Source organism: Kurthia sp. Dielmo, assembly GCF_000307285.2.
GTDB lineage: Bacteria > Bacillota > Bacilli > Bacillales_A > Planococcaceae > Kurthia > Kurthia populi.
This window is the reverse complement of the sequence record NZ_HE578956.1, coordinates 86,219-112,203: the sequence shown is the minus strand read 5'-3', so window position 1 is coordinate 112,203 and position 25,985 is coordinate 86,219. Positions and strand designations below refer to the sequence as shown.

27 protein-coding genes, 1 pseudogene and 1 riboswitch are annotated in these 25,985 nt (G+C 40.3%); of the genes and pseudogenes, 8 read left to right on the top strand and 20 right to left on the bottom strand.

All coding sequences use genetic code 11. From position 1 onward, the window contains the following. Positions 1-13: 13 nt before the first annotated feature. On the bottom strand, positions 14-514 hold the full coding sequence (locus KTHG_RS01010; protein ID WP_020189054.1) for a YwhD family protein: 501 nt from the start codon (positions 512-514) through the stop codon (positions 14-16). 70 nt (positions 515-584) lie between these two features. Between KTHG_RS01010 and KTHG_RS01005 the strand changes: the two genes are divergently transcribed. Beyond that, positions 585-770, top strand: coding sequence for a 2-hydroxymuconate tautomerase (locus KTHG_RS01005; protein ID WP_020189053.1), 186 nt, complete (start codon positions 585-587; stop codon positions 768-770). A 342-nt stretch (positions 771-1,112) separates the two neighbouring features. On the opposite strand, the gene abc-f is transcribed toward KTHG_RS01005, so the two are convergent. From abc-f to lipL, 5 genes and pseudogenes are all read right to left on the bottom strand, one after another. Continuing rightward, positions 1,113-2,711 (bottom strand): ribosomal protection-like ABC-F family protein, encoded by a 1,599-nt coding sequence (abc-f, locus tag KTHG_RS01000; RefSeq protein WP_020189052.1) that lies wholly within the window; start codon positions 2,709-2,711, stop codon positions 1,113-1,115. Between the two features lie 285 nt (positions 2,712-2,996). Beyond that, the gene (locus KTHG_RS00995; protein WP_020189051.1) at positions 2,997-3,503 is read right to left on the bottom strand and encodes a YwgA family protein; all 507 of its coding nucleotides are present in this window, start codon (positions 3,501-3,503) and stop codon (positions 2,997-2,999) included. A 19-nt stretch (positions 3,504-3,522) separates the two neighbouring features. After that, positions 3,523-4,821 carry an HD domain-containing protein gene (locus tag KTHG_RS00990; protein ID WP_020189050.1) on the bottom strand — a complete coding sequence of 433 codons (1,299 nt, stop codon included), beginning with the start codon at positions 4,819-4,821 and terminating at the stop codon, positions 3,523-3,525. Between the two features lie 185 nt (positions 4,822-5,006). Then, positions 5,007-5,225 (bottom strand): annotated as a pseudogene (locus tag KTHG_RS00985) (YuzB family protein); the annotation flags it as partial. Positions 5,226-5,309: 84 nt separating this feature from the next. Continuing rightward, positions 5,310-6,143 (bottom strand): octanoyl-[GcvH]:protein N-octanoyltransferase, encoded by an 834-nt coding sequence (gene lipL, locus KTHG_RS00980; protein WP_020189048.1) that lies wholly within the window; start codon positions 6,141-6,143, stop codon positions 5,310-5,312. Positions 6,144-6,297: 154 nt separating this feature from the next. Here lipL and hemQ point away from each other — a divergent pair, with 154 nt between their 5' ends. Further along, positions 6,298-7,062 carry a hydrogen peroxide-dependent heme synthase gene (hemQ, locus tag KTHG_RS00975; RefSeq protein ID WP_020189047.1) on the top strand — a complete coding sequence of 255 codons (765 nt, stop codon included), beginning with the start codon at positions 6,298-6,300 and terminating at the stop codon, positions 7,060-7,062. 36 nt (positions 7,063-7,098) lie between these two features. Here hemQ and KTHG_RS00970 read toward each other — a convergent pair whose 3' ends face one another. The 6 genes from KTHG_RS00970 to KTHG_RS00945 form a co-directional block, all read right to left on the bottom strand. Then, a complete protein-coding gene (locus KTHG_RS00970) occupies positions 7,099-7,866 on the bottom strand; it encodes an HAD hydrolase family protein (protein ID WP_020189046.1) in 768 nt (255 codons plus the stop codon). A 276-nt stretch (positions 7,867-8,142) separates the two neighbouring features. Then, the gene (locus KTHG_RS00965; RefSeq protein ID WP_020189045.1) at positions 8,143-8,526 is read right to left on the bottom strand and encodes a DUF423 domain-containing protein; all 384 of its coding nucleotides are present in this window, start codon (positions 8,524-8,526) and stop codon (positions 8,143-8,145) included. Between the two features lie 15 nt (positions 8,527-8,541). Then, entirely contained in the window at positions 8,542-8,832 is a 291-nt protein-coding gene (locus tag KTHG_RS00960) for a YwdI family protein (RefSeq protein WP_020189044.1), read from the bottom strand. Between the two features lie 4 nt (positions 8,833-8,836). Beyond that, positions 8,837-9,004 carry a hypothetical protein gene (locus KTHG_RS00955; protein WP_020189043.1) on the bottom strand — a complete coding sequence of 56 codons (168 nt, stop codon included), beginning with the start codon at positions 9,002-9,004 and terminating at the stop codon, positions 8,837-8,839. A gap of 12 nt (positions 9,005-9,016) precedes the next feature. After that, positions 9,017-9,697 (bottom strand): uracil-DNA glycosylase, encoded by a 681-nt coding sequence (locus KTHG_RS00950; RefSeq protein WP_020189042.1) that lies wholly within the window; start codon positions 9,695-9,697, stop codon positions 9,017-9,019. A gap of 3 nt (positions 9,698-9,700) precedes the next feature. After that, positions 9,701-10,312, bottom strand: coding sequence for a DUF4230 domain-containing protein (locus KTHG_RS00945; protein ID WP_020189041.1), 612 nt, complete (start codon positions 10,310-10,312; stop codon positions 9,701-9,703). A gap of 184 nt (positions 10,313-10,496) precedes the next feature. Between KTHG_RS00945 and thiD the strand changes: the two genes are divergently transcribed. After that, entirely contained in the window at positions 10,497-11,345 is an 849-nt protein-coding gene (gene thiD / locus KTHG_RS00940; protein ID WP_020189040.1) for a bifunctional hydroxymethylpyrimidine kinase/phosphomethylpyrimidine kinase, read from the top strand. 435 nt (positions 11,346-11,780) lie between these two features. Here thiD and KTHG_RS00935 read toward each other — a convergent pair whose 3' ends face one another. Further along, positions 11,781-13,199, bottom strand: coding sequence for a magnesium transporter CorA family protein (locus KTHG_RS00935; protein ID WP_020189039.1), 1,419 nt, complete (start codon positions 13,197-13,199; stop codon positions 11,781-11,783). Between the two features lie 114 nt (positions 13,200-13,313). Between KTHG_RS00935 and KTHG_RS00930 the strand changes: the two genes are divergently transcribed. Continuing rightward, positions 13,314-13,667 (top strand): YojF family protein, encoded by a 354-nt coding sequence (locus tag KTHG_RS00930; RefSeq protein ID WP_020189038.1) that lies wholly within the window; start codon positions 13,314-13,316, stop codon positions 13,665-13,667. 14 nt (positions 13,668-13,681) lie between these two features. Next, positions 13,682-14,377: a bacillithiol biosynthesis deacetylase BshB2 gene (bshB2, locus tag KTHG_RS00925; protein WP_020189037.1), complete on the top strand. Its 696-nt coding sequence runs from the start codon at positions 13,682-13,684 to the stop codon at positions 14,375-14,377. A 54-nt stretch (positions 14,378-14,431) separates the two neighbouring features. Here bshB2 and KTHG_RS00920 read toward each other — a convergent pair whose 3' ends face one another. Both KTHG_RS00920 and KTHG_RS00915 read right to left on the bottom strand, forming a co-directional pair. Beyond that, complete coding sequence (locus KTHG_RS00920; protein ID WP_020189036.1) at positions 14,432-14,734, bottom strand: hypothetical protein; 303 nt, start codon at positions 14,732-14,734, stop codon at positions 14,432-14,434. A 2-nt stretch (positions 14,735-14,736) separates the two neighbouring features. Then, positions 14,737-16,947: an ATP-dependent helicase gene (locus KTHG_RS00915; RefSeq protein WP_020189035.1), complete on the bottom strand. Its 2,211-nt coding sequence runs from the start codon at positions 16,945-16,947 to the stop codon at positions 14,737-14,739. A gap of 216 nt (positions 16,948-17,163) precedes the next feature. On the opposite strand from KTHG_RS00915, the gene ilvA reads away from it, so the two are divergent. Further along, complete coding sequence (ilvA, locus tag KTHG_RS00910) at positions 17,164-18,423, top strand: threonine ammonia-lyase IlvA (protein WP_020189034.1); 1,260 nt, start codon at positions 17,164-17,166, stop codon at positions 18,421-18,423. 214 nt (positions 18,424-18,637) lie between these two features. Here the strand turns inward: ilvA and KTHG_RS00905 are convergent, their stop codons facing one another. The 3 genes from KTHG_RS00905 to KTHG_RS00895 are packed head-to-tail and all read right to left on the bottom strand — an operon-like array spanning position 18,638 to position 21,466. Continuing rightward, a complete protein-coding gene (locus tag KTHG_RS00905) occupies positions 18,638-19,435 on the bottom strand; it encodes an ABC transporter ATP-binding protein (RefSeq protein WP_020189033.1) in 798 nt (265 codons plus the stop codon). Next, entirely contained in the window at positions 19,428-20,459 is a 1,032-nt protein-coding gene (locus tag KTHG_RS00900) for an ABC transporter permease (RefSeq protein ID WP_020189032.1), read from the bottom strand. The genes KTHG_RS00905 and KTHG_RS00900 overlap by 8 nt, the downstream gene beginning before the upstream one ends. Positions 20,460-20,476: 17 nt before the next feature. Then, positions 20,477-21,466 (bottom strand): ABC transporter substrate-binding protein, encoded by a 990-nt coding sequence (locus KTHG_RS00895; RefSeq protein WP_020189031.1) that lies wholly within the window; start codon positions 21,464-21,466, stop codon positions 20,477-20,479. Positions 21,467-21,682: 216 nt separating this feature from the next. Continuing rightward, a riboswitch (PreQ1 riboswitch) is annotated at positions 21,683-21,727 on the top strand. A gap of 8 nt (positions 21,728-21,735) precedes the next feature. On the opposite strand from KTHG_RS00895, the gene KTHG_RS00890 reads away from it, so the two are divergent. Further along, complete coding sequence (locus tag KTHG_RS00890; RefSeq protein ID WP_020189030.1) at positions 21,736-22,245, top strand: QueT transporter family protein; 510 nt, start codon at positions 21,736-21,738, stop codon at positions 22,243-22,245. Between the two features lie 42 nt (positions 22,246-22,287). Here the strand turns inward: KTHG_RS00890 and KTHG_RS00885 are convergent, their stop codons facing one another. After that, a complete protein-coding gene (locus KTHG_RS00885; RefSeq protein ID WP_020189029.1) occupies positions 22,288-23,904 on the bottom strand; it encodes a long-chain fatty acid--CoA ligase in 1,617 nt (538 codons plus the stop codon). 220 nt (positions 23,905-24,124) lie between these two features. Here KTHG_RS00885 and KTHG_RS00880 point away from each other — a divergent pair, with 220 nt between their 5' ends. Continuing rightward, on the top strand, positions 24,125-24,445 hold the full coding sequence (locus tag KTHG_RS00880) for a YflT domain-containing protein (RefSeq protein ID WP_020189028.1): 321 nt from the start codon (positions 24,125-24,127) through the stop codon (positions 24,443-24,445). 145 nt (positions 24,446-24,590) lie between these two features. Here the strand turns inward: KTHG_RS00880 and KTHG_RS00875 are convergent, their stop codons facing one another. Beyond that, positions 24,591-25,541, bottom strand: a complete 951-nt coding sequence (locus tag KTHG_RS00875; RefSeq protein WP_020189027.1) for an L-threonine 3-dehydrogenase — start codon at positions 25,539-25,541, stop codon at positions 24,591-24,593. Positions 25,542-25,985 lie beyond the last annotated feature (444 nt).

Genomic DNA, 25,985 nt, shown 5'->3' with positions numbered 1-25,985 from the left:
ATATTTTGGTCACTTATGCGAGCTCATTACGCAATTGTTCATCACTACGATTCCACATTGCCTCATCAAAGCCTCTTAAGAAATCAGCTAAAACGTGTTTTGACTTCTCATCCATATTGTCGACCATAATTTTACGTTTCATTGATTTGTCCATGCGATTGACGTGGTCTGCTAAAATTTTATAGCCACGACGTTTTTCGCGATTGACGACCATTTCACAAGCTGTCACCCCTGCATAGTAGCCGCCCTCTGGTTTTTGTTCAATCGTTACCCAGACAAGCCAGTAGTTTTTACCACCCTCTGAGTCTTCACGATTGGTTGTAAATTTAATGCCCTTTTCAACAACACTACGCGCATGCATCGCACCGATGTCAACAGCAGCAGTGCCCTCTTCTACATCGATAATAACAGGTGATACGTTTTCTAATGATAACGAGCCAATCCCGTATCCTTTATGCCCATCCGTAGGTGCATTTTTTATAATATTAAATTCCATTTTTTTCTTTTCAGCCATTCCAAAAATCCTCCGTTCTGATATGATTAACTAAGATTCACTATATCATTATAAACGAGGAGTGTCACAAATGCCTGTAGTAACGATTAAAATGATTGAAGGTCGTAATGATGACCAAAAACGTGCGCTTGTAACAGAAGTTGCGGATGCAATTTCTCGCACAGTTAACGCACCAAAGGAAAACATCACCATCATCATTGAAGAAATGAAAAAAGAGCATTATGCAAACGGTGGCGTACGCGCGTCTGATAAATAGTTTGAATAATCTAACAAGCAGAAATCGCAGTAAAATGCGATTTCTGCTTTTTTTATGATTATTTTTTTCATTACGTCATCGCCTATCGCCGTTCAAATGAAACCAAAAGGTTCCTCTAGCACAAAAAAGTACGTACCGAAAAAAAGGATGGGACAAGAATTTGACGGCGACTCCTAGGGAAGCCCTAGCCCTTAGCATGAGTGGAAGACCCCGCAGTAAGCTTGCGAGCGAGGAGGCTTCCGCCATGCCCCGGGAAAGCGTCCGTCAAATTCAGTTGAAAAATATTGTCTTTTTCTTTGTCTCACTTTCGTGGGTCAGTTCCTTTAAACGATTCCTTTTTTGCTATGACTTTAATTGTCGTAATTGCACCGTCAATCGGTGAAACTCCTCATCAAGCTCCTCATACTGCGCGTCCTTTGCCGTCAAAAAGCTTAGCTGACCGAGCACATCTTGTAGACGATTTTCGAGTTGCATACGCTCTTTATCATCTGCTGTCTCTACGTCCTGTGCTGGTGTAATTAATTGATGATTTTCAATAAAGAAACGTGTTGTCGTCGTTTTTTCAACAAAGTAGGCATCATGCGATACGACGATAACCGTACCATTATAGTCGCCTAACACCTGTTCAAGCTGCTCACGTGATTCCAAATCTAGATGATTCGTCGGCTCATCTAAAATAAGCACATTTTTCTTCGCTAAAATAAGGGCCATCAGCTTACATTTCACACGTTCCCCCATACTCATTCGTGCAATCGGCTCCTCCCACTGCGCACTCGTAAAACCGAGGTGAATCATCAGTGTCTGTACAAGACCACGTTCTTCAAATGTGGGGCGCTCAAATAGTTCACTCGGCGTTTGATCGTCTGGCAAATCAAAAACCTGCTGTGTTAAATAGCCAATGTCTGCAGCCGGCGAACGCCAAATTTCACCGTCATAGCTTTCTTGATTCAGCAGCATACGCAGTAGTGTCGTCTTGCCCGCACCATTTGCGCCAACGAGTGCAATGCGCTCTCCGTAGCCAATCGTCGCATTCACATCATTAAAAATGACCTGCTCACCAAATTTTTTCGATACATGCTTCAGCTCTAGCAAATGCTTTCCTGTTGGATCACTTTGCTGAAATTCAAATTGCACCGCGTACTTCTTTTTAGGTTGTTCAATCTGATGCTTATCAAGCTCTTTTTCGAGGCGCTTTTGCTTCGATTTCACTTGTGCATCCATACGCTTGGCCTTCACACGATAAAATTCCTTCGCAAATTCATGCTTCGTTGAATCAGCATGCGCTTGCTCACTCCATGAGGTGATTTTCGCCATTTGATGTTCAATGCGCGCCACCTCTTGTTGCTGCTTGTCATATTCTTTTTGCTGACGTAGAAGCTTTGCCTCGTACTGCTCACGATACGCCGCATAATTGCCCTTATACCGCGTTACCTGTTGCTCCTTGATATGCCAAATTTCATTTACAACATCATTTAAAAAAGCACGATTATGTGATACGACAATGACTGTGCCGCGGTAGCGCTTTAGCTGCTTTGTGAGTAGTTCTAGGCTCGCTGCATCAAGATGATTGGTTGGTTCATCGAGTAATAAAAGCTGTGGCTTCTTTGCAAAGGCCTCTGCTAAACGTAACTTCAGCTTTTCCCCACCACTTAGCTGCTCATAACTACGTGCTGGCACCTGCCAAACTTGCTGTACATTTTTCGCCACCTCTCGCTCAAACGTTTCCTGCTCCTGCTCTACTAAAAAGGTCGACGCTTTTTTGAACCATTCTATATGCCCCTCTGTCGGCTGTATTTTCCCTGCTAAAAGCTTTAATAATGTTGATTTCCCTGCACCGTTTGCGCCAACGATGCCAATGCGCGCACCTGCCTTTATCGATACGGTATTATTCGTTAAAATTTCTTTATATGAAAGTTGATGTATACGACATAATTCTGTCATGGGGTTGTCCTCCTAAAGAGGGACTTTTCACTATATAAAAATCCCTCCAAAAAATTTTGGAAGGATTAGTCAGAGAGTGTTTCCTGAAATTCAGGCATACTCCGCCACTCTAGCGGTTGTATAAGAAAGCCATGCTGATGACATTTCTCTGTATAAATTGAATTTGGGCAGACTAATCCTATTTTTTACGCAAAGTTTTGTTCACTTCGTTCGTTAAAAAATAAGACTACTTCATCGGCCACCCTCATTCCTTTCGTTTATAGGATAGTGTTATTATACACCATTTTAATTATTTTTAAACTGATTTAGTTTCGTCATAAACGTAAAAGCATGCTCGAACTCTTCATCTGTAAAGTTTAATTTTGCTTTTACGGTACGTACTTTTACTATTTGCTGCTCGCGTGAAAGCTCGTCGAAATAAAGCAGAGACGATACTAATTCTAAGAAGCGCGCACTTTGTGTATTCAGCTCTTTAATGATTTGCGGCAACCCGCCCGCTTCCTTACAAAAGCTCTCTGTAAATGTCGTTCCTTTATCCGTTACTTCATAACGATACTGTTGATAAGAGCCTTTATCTTCCTTGCGTTCTGTTAAAAAGCCCATCGTGCATAATTCTTCCACACGCATCGTTAATTCTTCGGAATAAGGTCCATACATATGAAAATGATATTTTTCATGGAATGGATAATTCAATTTTTTCGCGATATAGACGATTTTTTGTAACTTCTTTCGACCTGTTACTTCACCGGCTAATGATACAACACGTACGACATTGGCATGTTCTTCTAACACAAGTCGCTCCCCTTTCAAACTATCGATTTAATACTTCTAATATTTGTTTACGTAGCATACGCTTTTTGCCATTTTCTAATAATACGTCTTCTGGAAAATAAATTTTATGATCAAAGCGTCGTTTCCCTGAAATCGACTCAACCACCTCTGAACTACGAGATAGCTCAGATAATTCACCATTCGAGCGCAGTAAATGAATCGGCAAGCGCCCCTCTTCTTCACCTGGACGGTAAAAATCATACGGTAGGTCTGATGTCGAATCATGCACTAAATAATAATTCGCATTCAGACCGGCCTTTTTATATAATTCCTCTAACTCTAAAACCTTTTTAAAATCTGAACCTGGGTCATACTCAATATATTTGAATAGACGACGATTTAAAAATCGACTACTTAAATCACTTAAAATCGCATCTTCTTCATGCGTCCAAAAATGGAAGTACGTCATAATGATAGTTTCATCTAGCTCAATATATTGTTGAAGCTCAATATTGCCATCAAAAAATGATTTAAATGGCGTTGGTTCTACTTTAAATGTGTAGCCCTCATGATATAACTCCTGCGCACGCTCTAATGTCTTACGCAAAATCACCTCTGCGCTGCGTGATACCGGGTGGAAATAAACTTGCCAGTACATTTGATAGCGGCTCATAATATAGTCCTCTACGGCATGCATACCACTCGATTTAATGACGATTTGGTCCTCGCGCGGACGCATAACACGCAAAATGCGCTCCATATCAAAATGACCATAACTAACACCAGTAAAATATGCATCTCGCTGTAAATAATCCATGCGGTCTGCATCAATTTGACTTGAAATTAGACTGACCACCTGTTGATTCTCATATGTTTTTTCAATAACATCTGACACTTTCTGCGGAAAGTCCTCTGCGACACGACGAAGCACTTCATTGACTTCTGTATCCCCTAAAATAATGGCACGTGTATACGCCTCGTGGTCCAAATTAAAAACATGTTCAAACGCGTGTGAAAACGGCCCGTGACCGAGGTCATGTAAAAGTGCCGCACATAGCGCCACAAGACGCTCTGAATTATCCCACTCTGGATAATCGACAAATACATCATCGACAACACGACGCGTAATTTCATACACCCCTAATGAATGGCTGAAGCGGCTATGTTCCGCACCGTGGAATACTAAATAGGTTGTACCGAGCTGTTTAATTCGGCGTAGGCGCTGGAATTCACGCGTTGCGACTAAATCCCAAATCACCTGATCTCGCACATGCACATAGCGATGGACGGGATCTTTAAATACCTTTTCTTCTGCTAGCTTTTTCGTTGCATAACTCACACGCATTACCCCCTTATTCCATTGTACGACCATCTCTATTTTCGAAACAAGATGGCTTTTGTCCTTTGTCTTTTAGAGAAAAAAATAGAGCAGGTCGACTGCGCAACCTGCTAAAATACTTATTTTTCTTCTGCTTCTACTGGCGTCCATTTATCGACAAAACCTTCTGGAAGCTTTTTCTGTGATTTTAATTTTTTGATGATTTTCGGCATTAATTCTTCTTCTGTATGTGCCGCGCATGGACGGTTATTAACGATCGTAAATGTTTTACGAAGTCCCGGTCCACAATATGATTGGCATTTGATGTCAATCTCTGCATCCGGATCGATTTCCTTTAATTTTGGAATCAACGTCTTTAAATTAACGGCCTGACATTCATCGCAAACTCGAAATTCGTTTGCCATTCGTAAATGCAACCCTTTCTATACTTAAATATATACCCATTTTAGTGTACGGAAATCTACTGTGACATTCAAGTGTCTAAAAATTTACGATTCGATTAACAATTTTTTATTACGCTCAAAAACGCGCTTTAAATAATACATATATTGTTCCATCTCATCTTCCACGAAAGGCCCCATACGTAATTCATCTGAATGTGTATACAAAAATTGCTGCAAGCGTGCATTTACCTCTTGTACCGTCAATGACTGGCCAATGATTTCCGATAATGATGCCATCACTTCTGGACGTACTTTTGGATACTCAAACTTTGTTGGCTCCTGCTGAAGTGCACGTTCATAAAAATCACGAATCAATTCAGCTCGTTCGCCACCACTTCCCTCAACAGATAAATAAATCTGAACGGCAATCCCACCGCGAATACGACGCTGTGCAATGCCCGCAAATTTTTTACCATCCACGCTTAAATCATATGACCCCGGGCAATAAGAGCCGACGATTTCATATGCTTCAATACGCGCTGCAATTTCTGGAAATAGCGCTTTAATCAAATCCACCATCATGTCATAGCCTGTATTAATATCGATATGTCCTTCTTTTTCGCTAATGACAATCGAAATATTAAGCACACCCTCATCTAATACAACCGCTAACCCACCTGAGTTGCGCACGATTGGATGATAGCCGCGCTCTTCTAGTAAATCCATCCCTGCTTGTACATACGGCAGACGATGATCCTGGATACCCATTACGACTGATGCACTGTGCACCCATGTTCGTACTGTCGCAGGTGAAATCCCTGCACCGATTAAATGGCAAAGCGTATCATCCGCCGCAAATGATTCTAATGGAGAACGACCGATACCACTAACCGATTGATCGATGTAGCGCCATGTTTTTTGCGTTAAAAAATCCTTCATAATTGTTATCTCCCGTACTCATAATCTAATTCTTACTCAGTGTACACGAATTCGTCATTTTTTGAAAATGTCGTTACCTGTTCAACGGACGAATTTCAGAAGTTGTGCTAAAATTGCATGGAAGAAGATTCTTACTTAATAAGGAGTGTTACACATGATCGAAGCAGCACAAACATTAGATGGCTGGTATGTATTACATGATTTCCGCGCAATGAACTGGACAATGTGGAAACAGATGGATGAGGACTTCCGTAAAGAAGCTACCGATGAATTTATCGCATTCCTTGCCGAATTAAATAAAGCAGATGAAGCAAAAACAGGTTCTCATGCCTTTTATTCAATCGTTGGTCAAAAAGCAGATTTCGTGCTTATGACATTACGCGAAACAATGGAAGAATTAAATGAAATCGAAACAAAATTTGCGAAACTTACAATTGCTGATTTCACAATTCCAACATATTCTTACGTATCCGTTGTTGAGCTTTCAAACTATCTTGCAAAGGCAAAAGCTGGCGACGAGCCTGCTCAAGATCCATATCAAAATGAACATGTACGCGCTCGCCTATATCCTGAGTTACCTCGCTGGGAGCATATTTGCTTCTACCCAATGGATAAACGTCGTGAAAAAGGCGCCAACTGGTACATGCTAGAAATGGACGCACGTCAAGCAATGATGCGCTCTCACGGAATGATTGGACGCAGCTATGCAGGCAAAGTGAAACAAATCATCTCTGGTTCAATCGGCTTTGATGACCACGAATGGGGCGTTACACTATTCGCAAATGACGTACTACAATTCAAGAAATTAATTTATGAAATGCGCTTTGATGAAGTATCTGCTCGCTATGCAGACTTCGGCGAATTCTTCGTTGGTAATATTTTAAATGAAGAAAAATTACGCAACTTATTAGCACTTTAATCGCACGAAAAAGAGGCTGGATATCCAGCCTCTTTTTTATACCGTATATTTCTTCGATAACTCATAGCATTTATCAATGATATGTTTTTCTACTTTTTCATCATTTGGTAAACGAGACTCCGCATAATGCGCGAGCTCCATTGTAAAACCAATCATCGACGCGTGCTCAGCATGCTCTAGCACCGCTAAATCGGTTAAGTCTGAACCAATCGCAACATAGTTTTTTTCAGATACACCTAATTTTTGTAGTGCATGCCATTTATTGATGCGCTTTGGTGTAATGAGTAGCTGGGGATTTTCTTGCCCCTTACTTTGAACATTAAAGCCATGATTTGATAATTCTAAGCGCATGTCTTCGATACCATCTGCAGCTAAAATTGTTATATGTGAAATAGGCCCAACTTTTTTAAGCGAGACATTTTGTCCAAGCTTTGCCGGATCAACTGTCGGTGCAATCGCATGATAGTCGCCACCTGTATAACAGTAATCCCACTCACCCTCCATTAAAAATGTCGCATCATATTTTTCAATTAATTGTTGTATTGTTTCAAAATCCATTTGATCAAATGTTGATAATTGCTCTAGTGCACCTTCTTTACAAATAACCGCGCCTTCTAAGCTAATCATTGCCTCATTATGAAAGCGTCGATCTAGCTTCAGCAACATATTGCGCACTGCTCCTGTTGATGTAAAAATCAATTGATGTCCATTATCCTTCAAAAAATCAAACATATATTGTAAGTTCAGTGATACGGGTTGGTTATCGTAAGAAATGGCTTGGTCTAAGTTAAAGACAAATTGCATACGTTCCACTTCTTTCTGTATTAATATTGGCTTAGTGTATTAATACCCTCCATATAGTGAAAACAAGCCTCTTTTATACGATTCGCGAAAATAGCATTATTTATGACGAGAATCATTATGTCATTTTAATATTTTTTATAGAAAAAACGTATATTCCACCGTATATCTATTACTTATATCGTTATTTCCCCACATAATCATGCTAAAAAAGAAACATAACTTTTAACGTCAATTAAAAAAGGAATCACCAATAATGTGATTCCTGCTTATCTACCCTTATTCTTTAATATGCTTGGCTGACATCACAACGGCAATCCAACCAACTAAAAAGGCTACGCCACCAATCGGTGTAATCGCGCCTAATACCGTAATTTTTGTAAGCGCCATAACATACAGGCTACCAGAGAATAAAATCGTTCCGATAAGCATAGCTGTTCCGGCAACACGTAATGATTTTACATTGCCGATGATATTTTTACTCATTAATACACCAATGACCATAATCGCTACTGCATGGAACATTTGATAATGCACACCTGTTTCCCAGACATCCTCATAACCGTTTTTCACAAGTAAATCTTCTAGTGCATGTGCGCCGAACGCGCCTAGTGCAACGGCTAAAAAGCCAAATACTGCACCGATAATTATATTCTTTTTCATTGTTTTCTCCCTTATCTAAAAATCAAATAGCGAATCACCATTCGCATCTTCTTCATGGATTTTCTTCGTTGGTAAGCTAGGAGCCGCCTGTTGAATCACTGCAGGCTCTACTGGTACATACTGCATTTGTTGAACAGGCTGCTGTGGTACTACCGTTTGAGTAGGCGCAGCGGTGTGATTATCTGCTAATGCTACATCACATAATGCACGAATTGCGGCTAACTCCTCACGAATTTTCGCATCACTGCCAGTTGCTACACCTGCATGTTTTTGAATTTCTGTAATAATCGTTTCATAGGAAATCATACAACTATCCTTTCTGCTTCGGTGCGAATTTTAAACAATCCATACCAGATGAGTTTTTTACAACAACGGAAGGTACGGCTCTCGATTTAAAGCCATATGCACGACAAGCACGTGGTGATGCTTGGTCCCACGTCACCTGGAAATATTGGCATTTAAAACAATTGGGCTTCATCGGAAATCCTCCTTATGATTTTGTTAAATCAAAATCGATTGGTGCCGTACCAAAAGATGCTAGTTGCTCATTAATTTGTGAAAATGGTCGACTGCCAAAAAAGCCTCGATGGGCACTTAACGGACTTGGATGCGGCGCTTTAATAATCGCATGACGCGACGTATCAATAAGGCGCTCTTTTTGCTGTGCTGGGCGACCCCATAGCACAAAAATAATCGGCTCCTCGCGCTCAGATAGCTTTTCAATGACACGATCTGTGAACTGCTCCCAGCCTTGGTTTTTATGTGAATGTGCTTCATGCGCACGCACAGTCAGCACCGTGTTCAGTAGTAACACACCTTGCTTGGCCCATTTCGTTAATGTTCCTTGCTGTGGAATCGGCACACCAATATCTGCATGCATTTCTTTGAAAATGTTTTGCAGACTTGGTGGATGCTTGACGCCTTCCTTCACAGAAAAGCTCAAGCCATGCGCCTGACCTGGTCCATGATAGGGATCCTGTCCTAAAATTACGACTTTTACATCTGGATAATCTGTGTAACGAAAAGCATTCCACATATCTTCCATCGGCGGATAGACGGTCTCGTTAAAATATTCCTGCTTTAAAAATTCACGTAGTTGTAAATAATACGGCTTGTCGAATTCTTCCCCTACAACTTGCTGCCATGTATTATCAAAAATTTGCTTCGTCATAACCTACTCCTCAAATTTGACCTCTACTTTATAGTTTACTAAACCAAACATATTTTTCAACGATTCCTCTGCATTGTCTTGGGCTTTTGTTAAAAGCCCCTCTGCCCCTACTTCTTTTAGCATTTCTTTCTGTGCCTGATTTGCTAAATCATAGCCCTCTTTAATCGTCGCCTCGTCGCGGAAAATCCCTTCGCTCGAGAATACTTTTACTTTATCTAATGCGAGTGATGGTGTGCCTAAAATTGCAGGCTTTGGTAGCGTAATCTCTAATGTTTTTTGCGCTTCATCCACGCGCACTTGTTTTTCTGTTAGCTCACTTAAATCAACGCCTGCTCGCACCGTTCCTGGCACGACAACGAGCACCTTTTGCTCCGTTCCTGGAATGGCGATGCTAATTTCTTGTCCAAAAATTTTATTATTCGTACGTTCAATTAATACTTTTGTATAGGCTTCTGCTGTCGTTAGCTCATTCAAATCATTCATGCGCTCAACTAATGCAGCGGTTTCAATTTTTTCGTTACTTCCTGTTAGTGCTTTCCAAATGGCAAACGGCGCAATAATCGCCGCAATAAATAGAACAATGGCTGACGTCACTAAAACGCGGCCTTTTTTCATGTGCTTATTCCTCCTAAATACAATCTCTGAATTATTATAAGAGAGTTTTACGTTTTTTGCATATCCTGTAATCTGACTTTATAAAAAAACCATTTTTTGACCATTTTCAAACAATCAGTTTCGGCGCATAATAGACAGTACTTACTATTTACTGAAAAATATGATAATGAAGGAGTTTTCCATTATGGCATTACCAAAAACCTTAACAATTGCAGGCTCAGACGCTTCAGGTGGCGCTGGTCTTGAGGCAGATTTAAAAGCATTCCAAGAGCATAACACATACGGCATGGCTGCAGTATCGGTTATCGCTACAATGGACCCTGATAATAACTGGGCACACGGTGTCTATACATTACCAATCGACGTCCTTGAAGCACAACTAAAAACAGCATTTTCAACGACGATTGACGCGGTAAAAACAGGTATGTTATCAACTGAAGAAGTGATTATAACAGCTGGTAAAGCAATCGCAGAAGCTGGCATAAAAAACGTTGTTATTGACCCTGTGATGGTTTGTAAGGGTGAGGATGAAGTGCTGAATCCTGGAAATGTGACAGCAATGGTACAATATTTATTACCACATGCACTTGTCACAACACCAAACCTTTTTGAAGCCGGTCAACTTGCAGGTGTTAAAACACCAAAGACCATTGCTGAAATGCAAATTGCCGCTGAAAAAATCACACAATTAGGTGCGAAAAATGTTGTTATTAAAGGTGGCCGTGGTATTGCACATGACCAAGCTTTCGACTTATTCTATGATGGTGAAAAGCATTATTTATTAGAAACAGCAAAAATCGATACAACGTATAATCACGGTGCTGGTTGCACATTCGCAGCATCTGTCACTGCAAACTTAGCGCTTGGCCTATCTGTCAAAGAGGCTGTTTTTGAAGCGAAAGAATTTGTCGCAGCAGGTATTGAGCATGGCTGGAAATTAAATGAATTCGTCGGCCCCGTTCATCACGGTGCTAAATCACGCTTTGGTGCGCCAAAAGTGACGCTAACAGAATTAGAACCAATCACTTATTAAGCTATCCAAAAAGAAGGAATCACCAACGCGTAAGGACCTAAAAATCTGAGGCAACATAAAAAGACACTTTCAAGGAGAAAAATCTTTGGAGGTGTTTTTTGATGGGCAAAAAATAGACGTATTCATATGAAATAAAAGTTAAAGGCACATCATATGAGTATCAGCAAGTGGTCAAAGAAAACGGCGTTATCATGAGCATGTCCTGCAAAGGCACGCCTGCTAATAACGCCGCTTTATCTTAAAGTGCTTTTGACAACAAATGACGTTGTCGTTCAAAAATAGCTCAGCTACGAGAATAATAAACGAATTTTGGTAATTCAAGCGAGGAGGCTTCTGCCATGCCTCAGGAAAGCGTCCGTCAAATTTAGCTGAAAAATATTGTCTTTTTCTTTGTCTCATTTCCATGGGTCAGTTCTTGGCGCGATTCCTTCTTTTTTATTCATAACGTCGCCGTTTCCTTTTACGTAATTGGAGACGTATCTTGCTAAAGCCTGATGTTGCAATAACCGCAATCGATAAGCCAATACCAAAAATGGCTGTGATAAAGGAAATCCATTCAAAAAACGTATAGCTTTTCAAATACGATAATTTGTACGGCTCTTTCCATTCGTCGATAATCAGGTTCATGCCATAAATACCTGAGAGGACCGTAAAAATCGTTAGCATAAATAATAGACTATTTTGTCGACGTGTCGATGTACTCTCTTGATTACGATATAAACTCTCAAGTGTTTCCTTCGCCTCGGTATATTGTTGCTCGATTTTAAACACTTCTTGCAGTTTATTCGCTAGCTCAATACCTGTCGAACGACTGCTCACTTCCTGGAAATAATACGACGCCGAAAACTGATCAATTTGCTCCATCAGCTGCTCCGTATAATCTTGGTCATGCAATACGCTTACTTCACTATATAAATACGATAATTTTAATAATGTGAGCTTGTAAAAATAATGCAAAATCAACTGATAATATTCCGTGCCCATAAAGCGAGACTGAGCGATTGCCTGCATTTTTTTAGGAATATGAGGCAGCACAATCGACATATACACATGCTCGGTTATAAGCTTTTCTATTTTAGGTGAAAACCGCTTATTCATTCGTTTATCTAAATAATTTTCCATATACTCATCATTCTCAGCCGAAATATAAGGGTTGCCATGTTCATCAAGCCCATCAAGTTGACTCAAACGATAGAGTTCCGCTGTCGACAAGGCTTCCTCTGGCTCAATATAACCAGCTAAAAGCATTCGTTCGTCTTCAAAAAAAGGTAGGCTACCAAAATAGCCGCCACGTACTGCATCATGGTTAATAAAGTCATGCATAAACGCACATAAATCATTTAGCATATACTCACTAACACTTTTAAAAACCTGGTCATTACGACGAATCTGAATGCCTGTCTCATCTGGCATCTTTGGCTCTAAAATACGAATATGATGCATGAAATCCACTACTTCATCAAAAGTGTAGTCTCCTTTTAGCTCAATACGAAAAGAGATAAAACCTACTTGAAATGGGCATGCGATAATATCGACACTCAGGACGTTAAATTGATACGCTTTTTGATGAATGTGCAATGTAGCAAATTGTTCTACTTTTTTTGAGTAGCGCAGAAAAGCCTGTGATTTTTCTTTTTTCGGAAAAATACGTCGTTCAATATACGGCAAAAAATACTGGTCCATTTCTTCGTGAAGCACACAAATGTCCCCATAAAACGCCTTTTGAAGCTGTAAATTATCTAACGTAAAAAACGTGTATCCCTGCTCTTTTAGCGCATCGTACAATTTATATTTAGATCTCTCATGATATGAAAATGGCATCATACAAGTAACATAAGTTGTTGAAACCCCCATAACCTCACCTCCCATTTACTGTTTTTAATACTTTTCCCGAGCTTACAAATCGCCAAACTGCGACAACTTCACTATAATTAGAAATAGATTTGAAACGTCGGAAGGAGATTTACAATGGAAACAGTTGAGATTACAAAGCTACAAGAGCTAATTAACTCTTTCGCAAACGAAGATGTATATATTCACTTAGAAACAACAAACGGTGCTTACGCAAGCCACTTTGATGAAAAAGTATTTAATGCGGGTTGCTTCATCCGTAATGTTGTCGTGCAATACGAATTAGGAAAGGTAACACCTGAGGCACCTCACCGCGTTGGCTTAAAGCTAGCAAATGGTGGTTGGATTTATGCTCAAGGGATTACACATTTTGAGTTAGATGGCCAAGGCCGCCTATTGATGGCTGGCCATGATTATGAGGGCAAATTAGCAGTGGCGCTTGAAATTAGTAAAACGCCTTTCGCTTATTAAGGGAGGATTTTTTCATGTTAGAACAACAAGAAAGCCAAATTTTAGTCGTATTCCCACACCCAGATGACGAAGCATTCGGTGTCTCTGGTACGCTTGCGCAATATGCCAATGCGGGTGTGCCGATTACATACGCTTGCTTAACATTAGGTGAAATGGGTCGTAATTTAGGAAACCCACCATTTGCAACACGTGAAAGTTTACCAGAAATCCGCAAAAAAGAATTACAAGCCTCTTGTGATTCAATCGGGATTCAAGACCTTCGTATGATGGGCTTACGTGATAAAACAGTTGAGTTTGAAGATGATGAAAAAATGGTTCAAATGATGACAAAATTAATCGATGAATTACAACCATCACTAGTCATTACATTCTATCCAAACTATGCTGTACACCCTGACCACGAAGCAACATGTAAAGCGGTTGTACGTGCCATTCGTCGTATGCCTGTTAATGAACGTCCCCGCCTCTATGGTGTCGCGTTCGCTAATGATACAGTAGAAGGCCTTGGCGAACCAGACATCGTTAATGATATTCGCGATGTCTATGAACATAAATTAGGTTCAATGAAAGCACATGCCTCTCAAACTGGCTGGATGCTACAAGAGGAAGAAAAACGCCGAGAAGAAGGCGATACAGCGGAAAGTAATTGGTTTACTAACGAGTCGATGTATTCGTATAAATGGGACCAAGATTTCGAAGAATCGTTTTAATATCGGTTTATAAAAAAAGAAGGAATCGCGTTGGCGATTCCTTCTTTTTTAATTCTACCATTCTCGTACGACACGATTTAAACGGAACCACTGGCGCATAATTTTTGAATGCGTCAGTAATTTCTTACGCCAATTATTTTCCTGTGCAGAAATAATCGCTTGTAAAAAATGTGTCATCTGGCCTTCACCTAATTCTGTCGGTGAAATTAATACCTGCATTTGATAATCAATATAGCCTTGCTTGGCAGCGAAGGCGATTAATTGTTGCATTTCCTTCGTCAATGCAACACGGTCATCTTTTTCATAAAATTTTAACACGCGCTCAAACGTTTGCTGTGCTTTTTGTTGTACATCCATTGCTAAACCTCTCCAACACGACGAAGCATTCCTTTTTGCAAACAAAAATCAATCATAAATTGCTTCGTACCATAATGCTCAAAAACTAGTTCAATCTCATTGCCATTAATTCGTTTAATATAGCCTTTACTATATAAATGATGTTCAATTTCCATGCCGCGATGCAAGTCACTACGTTCTGTAATTGCATCCTCTGGAATATCGCGTGCCACTTTTTTTTGCTGATAGGATTTATTGGTCACTACTGCCTTACGTTCAATTGCTGGCTCCTTAAAATCAAAGTCTTTTACCTTCTCACCTTGTAAGATAGCCTTTACATCATCTAAGAAGACAGAGGGGGCCGTTTTTTCTTCATTATTTTGCTCATAGGTTAATAGCTCTAATCTCGTTTTGGCACGCGTCATGCCGACATAAAACAAGCGCACAGCCTCTTCCATCTTCGCTTCTTTACCGTCTTTGTATTCCTTAATATCATCTGGCGCTGGAATAATGCCATCCACAAGGTCTATCATATATACCCGGTCAAACTCTAACCCCTTGGCACTATGGAACGTCGACAATGTCACCACCCCAGGGCGCTTCTCGTTTGATTGTCGCATAATTTCCTCAAGACGTGTCAGACGCTTCGCGAATGCCGTTAAATCCGGTAATCCCTCCGCAATATACTCGAGCTGCGTGACGATACCAAGTAAACGGTCCTCATTTAATTTCAAATGCTCTGCTGTACGCTGCAAGCTCTTCTCATAGCCTAAGTCATGACGAATCATTTGAATGGCGTCCTTTGGTGGCAAATCTTTTAATGTACGAATTTTCTTTTTCGCCTTGCGAAGTGCCTGCTCCTGATAAGGCGCATGCACATTTGCCGCAAGCTGATCGAAAACAGACGTCGTACGGTCATTTTTATTTAGCAACTGTGTGATTTGTGCTTTTTTAATATAGGCGTTCATTTTCGGGTAAATGCGCTCTAAAATATCCGCTCGCTTATCATTAAATGTCAGACGCATAAAATTTAAAATATCTTCAATAATGAAATGACGGAAAAACTTCACATCGACTTCCTTCATATAAAATGGAATTTGATGCTTTTCAAGCGCATCCACAAGTCGGATAGCAGATGTATTATTACGATACAATACCGCAATTTCCCCCGCATCTTGTGTACGTTCAATTTCCTCTACTACATAATTGAGCTGTAACGTATAACGGCGCATATTATGAATGATTGGTGGCCGCCCATGCCCATTTTCAGTAAACATTTTCTTATCATAGCGCTTTTTATTGCGCTTAATAAAATGGTCTGCCACATCGGTAATTTCCTTTGTCGAGCGATAATTTTGTGCCATCGTCAGTACGACTGCATCTGGATAGACTTTTGGAAACTCGAGTAACTTTTCTACATCTGAGCCTCGCCAAGAAAAAATCGATTGGTCATCATCTGCTACAATACACAAATTATTATGTGGTGCCGCTAAAATACGGACAATTTCATGCTGAATAACAGAATTATCCTGGCCCTCATCGGTTAAAACATATTCAAACTGCTGCTGATAATGTGTGCGAATTGCTTCGTCATCGCGTAAAATCTCATAGCAATATGTTAGCATATCATCAAAATCTAAGAGCACATTGACCCCATCACGGCGCTTGAATTCCTCATAGCGAGTTAAAATTTCTGCCGCATCCGTTAGACTACAAGGAGCTTCCTTTAAACGCTCACCTTCTAGCATACGGTTTTTCACATAGCTAATATACGTCAACAGCTCATCCATCTCATCTTCTGTTGGCTGCGTTTTTCGCTTTTCTGTAAAGAGATTACGTAAAATGATTTTTTTATTCCACTGCATATCCTTCGTACCTTCAATTAAACGGAACTGACGACCGGTTTTATAAAAATATTGCCGCACAATTTGATAAGCCAAGCTATGAATCGTTGAGAAATGAATACGTTCATGCGTCAATGTGCCAAAAAAGCGTTCAAAGCGCTCACTCATATCACGTGCCGCCGCTTTACTAAACGTCATTGCTAAAATGCGCTGTGGTGCGATTTTTTTCTCAAGTAATAAATAGCCAATTTTCATATTTAATGTCGTCGTTTTCCCAGAACCAGGTGATGCGAGTAACAACAATGGCCCGTCCGCACATTGTACGGCCTTACGTTGTACATCATTTAGATCCACACCCGTCACACGCTCCATCGTCTTAAAAAAATCCATGTATTACTTCCTCCGTTCAAAAATCATCTATCCTCTATTATACACATTTCTGCTTTTGACAAGGCAGTAGGTGCTTTCAAAAAACGTGGCCACCTCACTACAACGCTTTTCTTCTGCATAATGAACGAAATATTTTGAATTGACTAAAAATTGCGTACTTTATTAGGAATAGTATGTTAAAATGAACAAATATAATTTTACCTAGGAGGCAATACTATGGAAGCAACTGAAAAAAGCGTTCAAGTTGAGAATGTGTTAATCGCACATCAATTATTAAAAGATGTCGTCAAACACACCCCGCTTGAGAAGGATGATTTCTTATCAAAAAAATACGATTGTACCGTCTATTTAAAACGTGAGGACTTACAACATGTACGTTCATTTAAATTACGTGGTGCATTCTATAAAATTAAAACAATTGAGGAGACTGCCCGTGAAAGTGGCGTCGTATGTGCATCAGCAGGAAATCATGCACAAGGCGTTGCTTTCGCGTGTGCCCATCTAGGCATTCACGCGCATATCTTTATGCCAACGACTACGCCGAATCAAAAAATCGAGCAAGTACGCATGTTTGGACGCGACTATGTTGAAATTATTTTAGCAGGTGATACATTTGATGCCTCTTCTAAAGCGGCACAGGAATTTTGCGAAGCCGAAAATCATATCTTCATTCACCCATTTGATGACTTAGATGTTATTGCGGGTCAGGGCACCGTTGCCGTAGAAATTATGAATGATATTGAGGAGCCAATCGACTACATTTTCGGTAGTATTGGCGGTGGCGGACTGATTTCTGGTGTCTCAACATATATTAAAAATTTGTCTCCTAAATCTCAAATTATTGGCGTCGAACCTGCAGGAGCTGCCAGCATGAAAGCAGCACTTGCTGAGCATCATCCAGTCGAGCTACCAAAAATTGATAAGTTCGTCGATGGCGCTGCTGTACAATGTGCCGGTGAACTTACATCAAAAATTTGTGAGCAATTGGTCGATGACATCGTTGTCGTGCCAGAAGGTAAAGTGTGTACGTCTATTTTAGAGCTTTATAATAAGCAAGCCATCGTCGCTGAACCAGCGGGCGCATTATCCGTGTCTGCACTTGATTACTACAAGGATCAAATCAAAGGCAAAGCCGTTGTTTGTATTATTAGCGGCGGTAACAATGATATTGGTCGTATGCAGGAAATCAAAGAGAAGTCATTGATTCATGAAGGGCTACTTTATTACTTCATCGTCAGCTTCCCACAACGTGCCGGCGCACTTCGCCAGTTCCTAACAGAGGTGCTTGGTCCAAATGATGATATTACAACATTTGAATATACAAAGAAAAATAATAAAGAAAGCGGCCCTGCATTAGTCGGCATCGAGTTAAAACATCCTGGCGACTACAATGCGCTGCTCGCTCGTTTTAAATCAAATGGCTTTGACTATATGGAAGTTAATAATGATAGCACCTTATTTACATTACTCGTTTAATTCAGTCCATAAATAAACACAGAGGCTTTGACATACGTGTAAAAACAGCCGCTCCTAGGAGTATAAGAAAAACCGGAATCGTGCCATAGCGCGGTTCCGGTTTTTCATTGCGCACGCGAAAAAAAAGGAAAATGACGTGTTTTGTCCCAGTCTCTTTTGTTATACAAAAAAACACTTTCAAAGATTTGTACATCTTTGAAAGTGTCTGCATTTTTCACGTCGATAATAAGGCGCGGTCCGATACCATTTTTTCACCACGAATACGCTGGAACTCATTCATTAAATCTTCAATTGTTAAGTTCTTTTTATCCTCAGGTGATACTTCTAAAATGATTTGACCCTTATCCATCATAATTAGGCGATTGCCTAAATCAATCGCTTGCTGCATATCATGCGTAATCATTAGCGTCGTTAATTGATCCTTTTCAACAAGCTCTTTTGTTAGGCCAGTAATCAACGCGGCGCGTGACGGATCAAGCGCGGCTGTATGCTCATCTAGCAGTAAAATATCTGGCTTTGTAAAGGTCGCCATTAAAAGCGATAATGCCTGACGTTCCCCGCCTGATAGCATCCCAACCTTAGCATTTAGACGATTTTCTAAGTTTAAGTGAAGTGACTCAAGTGCCGTTAAGAAAATTTCCTTACGTGCCTTGGATACACCACTACGCAGGCCACGTGGTTTATTACGCGAATAGGCTAGAGCCAAATTTTCTTGAATCGTCATCGTCGGTGCAGTACCCGCCATTGGATCCTGGAATACGCGACCAATGTATTTTGAGCGCTTATATTCAGGGAGCGCTGTGACGTCCTTATGATTAATTGTAATCGAGCCCACATCTGGTGTGAGTGCGCCTGAAATCATATTCATCATCGTTGACTTACCCGCACCGTTACTCCCAATAATCGTCACAAAATCGCCCGCTTCAAGCGTTAAATTAATATGATTAAGCGCGATTTTTTCATCGGGAGTGCCCTCGTTAAAAATTTTATGAATATGTTGTAAATTAAGCAAGTGGCTTCTCCCCTTCCGGCATCGTAGCGACTTGTCTCATCAGCTCAGCTCGACGTTTTGCACGACGTTTTTTCTCTTTATATTTACCCATTGCATATGGAATAACAAGTGCGATAATAACGACGATTGCTGTAATTAACTTTAAATCACCTGTATCTAGGAATTCCACTTGTAATGCAAGTGAAATGACGACGCGGTAAATAATCGCCCCGAAAATAACCGCAAGTGTTGCACGGACAATCGTTTTCTTACCGAAGATAGCTTCTCCGATAATCACCGATGCAAGGCCGATAACAATCATCCCAATCCCCATACCAGCATCCGCAAATTTATTTAGCTGTGCGATTAATGCACCTGATAATGCCACTAATGCATTCGATAATCCTAATGCAAAAATTTTCACACTATCTGTATTCGCTGAAAAGCTACGAATCATTTTCACATTGTCGCCTGTAGCGCGTAATGCTAAGCCGAACTCTGTTTTTAAGAACCAGTCTAAAATAAATTTAAGAATAAAGACGACGATAAACATCACAATCACGATACCCCATGTACGAGGTAAGCTCGTTAAGCCTGTTGCGGCTAAAAGATTGTTAAGTGTGTCATCAATGCCTAATTTTGACCAAAAATTATGTAGCATCGTGAATACGGTATCTGAATTCGATAATGGAATATTTGGTCGTCCTACGGCATTTTCTGTCGTTAAGCCCATAATTCGAAGATTAATCGAATACAGTGCAATCATCATTAAAATCCCGGCTAAAAGCTCATTAATATGTGCTTTCGTGTGTAAAATCCCTGTGATGCTACCAGCGACAAAGCCCGCTAGTAGTGCACATAATGTTGCAAGTAATGGATTATAACCAAATGTAATCATCGTCGCGGCTGTTGCAGCGCCCGTTACAAAGCTACCGTCTACTGTTAAGTCTGGAAAATCTAAAACCCGGAATGTAAGGTACACGCCAAGTGCCATAATTGCGTAGATAATCCCCTGTTCAACAGATCCAAAGAGTGCTGTAAACATACTGAATCATCTCCTATTTATTCAACTACCTCTGCATCCCAGTCTTTATCGATGTCGATGCCTAATTTATCTGCAGTTTCTTTATTAATTTCGAATTTTAAATTTGCTGGGTATGCTGCTGGAATATCGGCAGGTTTTTTACCGTCCTCTAAAATCTCAGCCGCCATTTCGCCCGCTTCTTTACCAATATCATAATAGCTGAAGCCGTAAGCACCTAAACCACCACGTGCTACGGAATCAAGCTCACCAACCATAACTGGTTTTTTCTTCGCTTCTGCTACGTCTAATACAGACTCTAATGCTGAAACTACTGTATTATCTGTGATAATGTAGAATGCATCTACTTTATCAACTAATGATTCCGTTGCTTGTTTTACTTCTGCTGAAGTAGAAGCTGATGCCTCAACGATTGTGACACCATTCTCTTTTGCTGCTTCTTTCGCACGATCTACTTGCACACGTGAATTTTGCTCACCTGAGTTAAAGACCATGCCGATTTTTTTCGCCTCTAATTCCTCCGCTAAAAACTTCACTGTATTTGGAATCGCATCTGGATGTGTATCTACTGTACCGGTTACATTGCCGCCTGGTTTTTCCATTGAATCGATTAGTTCCGCACCTACCGCATCTGTTACAGATGTAAATAAGGTTGGAATATCTGACGTTGCTGCCGCCACAGCTTGTGCAGATGGAGTTGCATTTGTGAAAATAACATCTGGTGCTGCTGCGACTAAGTTATTTGCCGCTGTCGTATTAATACTCGCATCACCCTGTGCATTTTCCTCCTGATATTTCACGTCAAGACCCGCTTCATCAAGCGCTGCTTTAAAACCTTTTGTTGCTTCATTTAACGAAGGGTGCTCCACATATTGTAAAATGCCAACATTATATGTTTTGTCACCTGACTCTGCTTTTGAACTGTCATCTGCTGCTTTATCCCCGCCACATGCAGCTAGTGCTAACGCTGCTGTCGCTGTTAATGCTAGTAAGCTAAAACGTTTCTTCATCCCTATTTCCCCCATGTTCTATGTAGTCTTATTTGCTATTATTGCAACTGAAAATTAAATCGTCAATAAAATTATGAATATTTAGATAATTTTATACGTTAAACAGTTACGCTTTAAAGTATTAAAGCATAAAAATTTAGTTTTAACAACACTTTTATGGCATGAACATTTTACGTCTTTTTTGACTTTCTTTATAAAAATCGCTAAAATATACTTCTGACCGTGGTTCGAGACCATCCCACGTAAAAAAACTAAGGAGCGAAAAAAATATGCAAAATACAATGCAACGATCGTCTTCTAAAGTACGATCTATCGCAATCAGTGGCATCATCGCAGCACTCTATGTTGCCGTTGCCATGCTCGTTGCGCCTTTTGGTTTTACGCAGATTCAATTCCGTGTTGCCGAAATGTTCAATCATTTAATTGCGTTTAATAAAAAATATATCGTTCCTATCGTGTTAGGTGTTTTCATAACGAATTTATTTTCACCGCTTGGTTGGTATGATTTAGTATTCGGCGTTGGTCAAACAGTGATTTCACTTGTTGCCGTTATTTTAATCAGTCGCTATATTAAGGGTGAAACAGCGCGTATGATCGCGACGATGCTTGTCTTTACATTCACGATGTCGATTATTGCGTTTGAGCTACATTTAGCCTTTCAACTTCCCTTCCTGCTAACATGGTTTACATGTGCAGTTGGCGAATTCGTTGTGCTACTTGCTGGTATTCCAATTATGAAAGCCCTCAACAAACGCTTGAACTTTAAGGAATTGATTTAAAAAAAGAAGGCACTCCCCACACTAGGAGATGCCTTCTTTTTATTATGGTGTCAGTTGGTAATCCTTCATATCATCACGTAATTTGGCCTTTAAGAATTTCCCAACCGATGTTTTTGGAATTTCTCGTACGAACACAATATCATCTGGCATCCACCATTTTGCTACTTGTGTCGCTAAAAAGGTTTTAAGCTCATCCTTTACAGAGGTGTCATAACCTTCTTGTAATACGACGCATGCAAGTGGCCGCTCCTGCCATTTAATATGTGGAATTGCAATGACTGCTGCTTCAAATACCGCATCATGTGCCATTAGCGCATTTTCAAGGTCCACTGATGAAATCCATTCACCACCCGATTTAATTAAGTCCTTCGTACGGTCGGTAATTTTAATATTCCCCTGTGGCGTACGCACCGCAATATCACCTGTATATAACCAGCCATCGCGATACGCATCAATCGTGCGCTCATCGTTATAATATTCACTTGAAATCCACGGGCCACGAATACGCAGCTCACCCATCGTTTGGCCATCCGCTGGCACTTCGCCGTCCTCGTTAATGATTTCCGTTTCAATTAAAGGCACTGTTAGGCCCTGTGTAGATAAGGCGGCGATTTTTTCTTCTTCGCTCCAATCATCCATTTCAGATGTTAAAGCCGCCACAGATACAATCGGTGACGTTTCTGTCATACCGTACACCGTTTTATATGGAATGCCAAATTTATGCGTGAATTTTTGAATCAGTGCGGGTGGTGATGCAGAGCCCCCTGCTGCGACCATTTCAAGTGATGACATATCTCGCGGTGTTTTTTCAAGTTCCTGTAGCACACCCATCCAAATTGTCGGAACACCTGCAGTGAATGTCACACGTTCTTCTTCAATTAAGTCAATCAATGTGTGCGACGTAAAGTTGGGCCCTGGTAACACCAGCTTTGCACCAAAGTTCACCGATGCAAACGGAATCCCCCATGCATTTACATGGAACATCGGCACGACCGGTAGTGCCACTGAACGCTCAGATAAGCCAAATGAATCGACTAACCCTAAATTAATGGCGTGTAGCACAAGCCCTCGGTGTGTATACACGACGCCCTTAGGGAAACCTGTTGTAGCACTTGTATAACACATTGCGGCTGGTAAATTTTCATCTAAGTCTGTCGGGAATTGATAATCATCCGGTGCCTCAGCTAGTAACTTTTCATATGAATAAAGCGCACTAAACTGGCTTTCTGGTAAATCATCTGAGTCACTCATCACGACAATCTGTTTAACCGTTGTTAGTTTCGGTAGAATACGTTCAATCGTTTCAAATAAATCAATATCGACTAATAAAATTTCGTCCTGTGCATGATTAATAATGTATTCTAAGTGCTCATCTGCCAATCGAATATTAATCATATGTAGCACTGCACCTGTACATGGCACTGCAAAATAAGCTTCTAAGTGGCGATGCTGATTCCACGCAAAGCTCCCTACCTTCATCCCTTTTGTCATCCCTATTTTTTCTAATGCTGACGCCAACTTACGTGTACGAGTCGCGAAATCTTTATACGTTAAGCGGTGAATCTTGTCCGCTGATGTACGTGATACGATTTCTTTATGCGGAAAGTACGTCTCGACCCGTTTTACAAAACCATTTAATACTAGTTGTGTATCCATCATCGTTAACCATCCCCCTAAGCATTGTTGTCAAGATTACCAAATCCTGTATAAAATAGTGTATAAAATTATTCGTTAAAAATCCAGAATTTTTAGAAAATATTTTATTTTTATAGAATTTTAATTAACTTATAGAGAAAATTTACGTTTTTTCTTTTGAGCCGTTTATCTTACGTTATAAAACGGGAACAAAAAACTATAGCAAGACAAAGGAGAGGTTTTTATGATGAATTATTTTGTTGTTGAAAATGCTGTACGTTTAAAGAATCAAGTTGATTTATTATTGAAAGAAGGCTTTGAACGAGACCAAATTTATGTTTTTTCACGGTATGAGGATCGCGCTGATGATATCGCCAAAGCATTACATATTTCACAGGTTGGCGTAGCCGAACAAGGTGTTATGAACAGTGTTAAAAATTTATTTACGTCCCGAGAATCTGAACTACGAACACAGCTCATGTCACTTGGCGTTACCGATGAGCAGGCAAACGCACTCGATGTACATTTGGATGCGGGGAAATTAGTCGTTGTGGCGACAAAATAAACAGTACTTTTAAGCAATCAAAAGAGGCTTTGACATACGCATAAGAAAAACCGGAATCGCGCTGTAGCGCGGTTCCGGTTTTTCGTTGCGAACACTAAAAAAGGAAAATGACGTGTTTTGTCCCAGCCTCTTTTTCAATTTATCGTTATGAAGCTGTGCGATATAATTTACGGCGTAATTTTTCAAGCATATCGACTGTCATTTTATCTAAATCATAGGCTGCTTTAAAGCCCCATTCCGCTTTTGCCGCACTATCATCTAAAGAATTTGGCCAACTATCTGCAATTGCCTGACGCGCTGGGTCGACATCGTAGTCCATCGTGAAGTTTGGCAGTACTTTTTGAATTGATGCGGCGATTTGCTCTGGTGTAAAGCTCATCGCTGTAATATTGAATGCATTACGGTGAACAAGTGTGTCACTATCTGCTTCCATTAAATCAACAATCGCTTGCAGTGCATCTGGCATGTACATCATATCCATATACGTACCTTCCGCAATATAAGATGTATAGTGACCTTTCTCTACAGCTTGATAATAAATGTCGACTGCATAATCTGTCGTACCACCACCTGGAGGCGTCACATTTGAAATTAAGCCTGGGAAACGGACACCGCGCGTATCCACGCCGAAATGCGTGTAATAGTAATCACATAGTAATTCACCCGCTACTTTATTGACGCCATACATCGTCGTTGGACGTTGTAACGTATCTTGCGGTGTATTGTCCTTTGGTGTTGATGGACCAAATGCGCCGATTGAGCTTGGTGTGAAGAATTGTAGGTTTAATTTACGAGCCGTTTCAAGAGCGTTCATTAAGCCACCCATATTTAAGTTCCAGGCAAATACTGGATCTTTTTCAGCAGTGGCAGAAAGAAGAGCAGCCATATGCATTAATGTATCTGCGCCAAAAGCGTTTGCGATGTCATACATGCGTTCAGCATCCATGACATCAAGCACTTCAAATGGCCCCGAAGAGCTTACCGGTTTGCGAATATCTGTCGCAAGAACATTTTCTGTCCCATACTCCACACGCAACTTCTCTACTAGCTCTGAACCGATTTGACCACAAGCACCTGTTATCATGATTTTCTTCATTTCTTTTCCTCCTCTTACAGCTTACAAATGTATTTTCGGAAAACACATATATATAAAATAAAAACAAATGTATTTTCTAGATGTACAAAAATATCTTTACAAACGCTGTTTTATCAATGTTTTTTGTTTTTTATATTATATAATGTATTCTTTAAGAAAACAATGTTTGTATTCTCAAAAAACACATTTTTTAAAAGACATAAGCATTTAGACGCAAAACAATTTAGTTTTAAAGGTAGGTAAATAGCATAGCATACATTAAGAAAACGCTTTCTTTTGGCAGGTATTCAACGTCACACTTTAGACATATTTTCGTTTTTTACAAAAAAACGAGGCTGGGACATACGTATAAAAACAACTGTTCATATGAGCATAAGAAAAACCGGAACTGCGCTGTAGCGCGGTTCCGGTTTTTCGTTGCGAACGCTAAAAAAGGAAAATGAC

Excerpts from the sequence above, each read along its gene's own strand:
- KTHG_RS01010 (WP_020189054.1), bottom strand. The coding sequence starts at position 514 with ATGGCTGAAAAGAAAAAAATGGAATTTAATATTATAAAAAATGCACCT.
- KTHG_RS01005 (WP_020189053.1), top strand. The coding sequence starts at position 585 with ATGCCTGTAGTAACGATTAAAATGATTGAAGGTCGTAATGATGACCAA.
- abc-f (WP_020189052.1), bottom strand. The coding sequence starts at position 2,711 with ATGACAGAATTATGTCGTATACATCAACTTTCATATAAAGAAATTTTA.
- lipL (WP_020189048.1), bottom strand. The coding sequence starts at position 6,143 with ATGAAGGATTTTTTAACGCAAAAAACATGGCGCTACATCGATCAATCG.
- hemQ (WP_020189047.1), top strand. The coding sequence starts at position 6,298 with ATGATCGAAGCAGCACAAACATTAGATGGCTGGTATGTATTACATGAT.
- KTHG_RS00970 (WP_020189046.1), bottom strand. The coding sequence starts at position 7,866 with ATGCAATTTGTCTTTAACTTAGACCAAGCCATTTCTTACGATAACCAA.
- KTHG_RS00965 (WP_020189045.1), bottom strand. The coding sequence starts at position 8,526 with ATGAAAAAGAATATAATTATCGGTGCAGTATTTGGCTTTTTAGCCGTT.
- KTHG_RS00960 (WP_020189044.1), bottom strand. The coding sequence starts at position 8,832 with ATGATTTCCTATGAAACGATTATTACAGAAATTCAAAAACATGCAGGT.
- KTHG_RS00955 (WP_020189043.1), bottom strand. The coding sequence starts at position 9,004 with ATGAAGCCCAATTGTTTTAAATGCCAATATTTCCAGGTGACGTGGGAC.
- KTHG_RS00950 (WP_020189042.1), bottom strand. The coding sequence starts at position 9,697 with ATGACGAAGCAAATTTTTGATAATACATGGCAGCAAGTTGTAGGGGAA.
- KTHG_RS00945 (WP_020189041.1), bottom strand. The coding sequence starts at position 10,312 with ATGAAAAAAGGCCGCGTTTTAGTGACGTCAGCCATTGTTCTATTTATT.
- thiD (WP_020189040.1), top strand. The coding sequence starts at position 10,497 with ATGGCATTACCAAAAACCTTAACAATTGCAGGCTCAGACGCTTCAGGT.
- KTHG_RS00935 (WP_020189039.1), bottom strand. The coding sequence starts at position 13,199 with ATGGGGGTTTCAACAACTTATGTTACTTGTATGATGCCATTTTCATAT.
- KTHG_RS00930 (WP_020189038.1), top strand. The coding sequence starts at position 13,314 with ATGGAAACAGTTGAGATTACAAAGCTACAAGAGCTAATTAACTCTTTC.
- bshB2 (WP_020189037.1), top strand. The coding sequence starts at position 13,682 with ATGTTAGAACAACAAGAAAGCCAAATTTTAGTCGTATTCCCACACCCA.
- KTHG_RS00920 (WP_020189036.1), bottom strand. The coding sequence starts at position 14,734 with ATGGATGTACAACAAAAAGCACAGCAAACGTTTGAGCGCGTGTTAAAA.
- KTHG_RS00915 (WP_020189035.1), bottom strand. The coding sequence starts at position 16,947 with ATGGATTTTTTTAAGACGATGGAGCGTGTGACGGGTGTGGATCTAAAT.
- ilvA (WP_020189034.1), top strand. The coding sequence starts at position 17,164 with ATGGAAGCAACTGAAAAAAGCGTTCAAGTTGAGAATGTGTTAATCGCA.
- KTHG_RS00900 (WP_020189032.1), bottom strand. The coding sequence starts at position 20,459 with ATGTTTACAGCACTCTTTGGATCTGTTGAACAGGGGATTATCTACGCA.
- KTHG_RS00895 (WP_020189031.1), bottom strand. The coding sequence starts at position 21,466 with ATGAAGAAACGTTTTAGCTTACTAGCATTAACAGCGACAGCAGCGTTA.
- KTHG_RS00890 (WP_020189030.1), top strand. The coding sequence starts at position 21,736 with ATGCAAAATACAATGCAACGATCGTCTTCTAAAGTACGATCTATCGCA.
- KTHG_RS00885 (WP_020189029.1), bottom strand. The coding sequence starts at position 23,904 with ATGATGGATACACAACTAGTATTAAATGGTTTTGTAAAACGGGTCGAG.
- KTHG_RS00880 (WP_020189028.1), top strand. The coding sequence starts at position 24,125 with ATGATGAATTATTTTGTTGTTGAAAATGCTGTACGTTTAAAGAATCAA.
- KTHG_RS00875 (WP_020189027.1), bottom strand. The coding sequence starts at position 25,541 with ATGAAGAAAATCATGATAACAGGTGCTTGTGGTCAAATCGGTTCAGAG.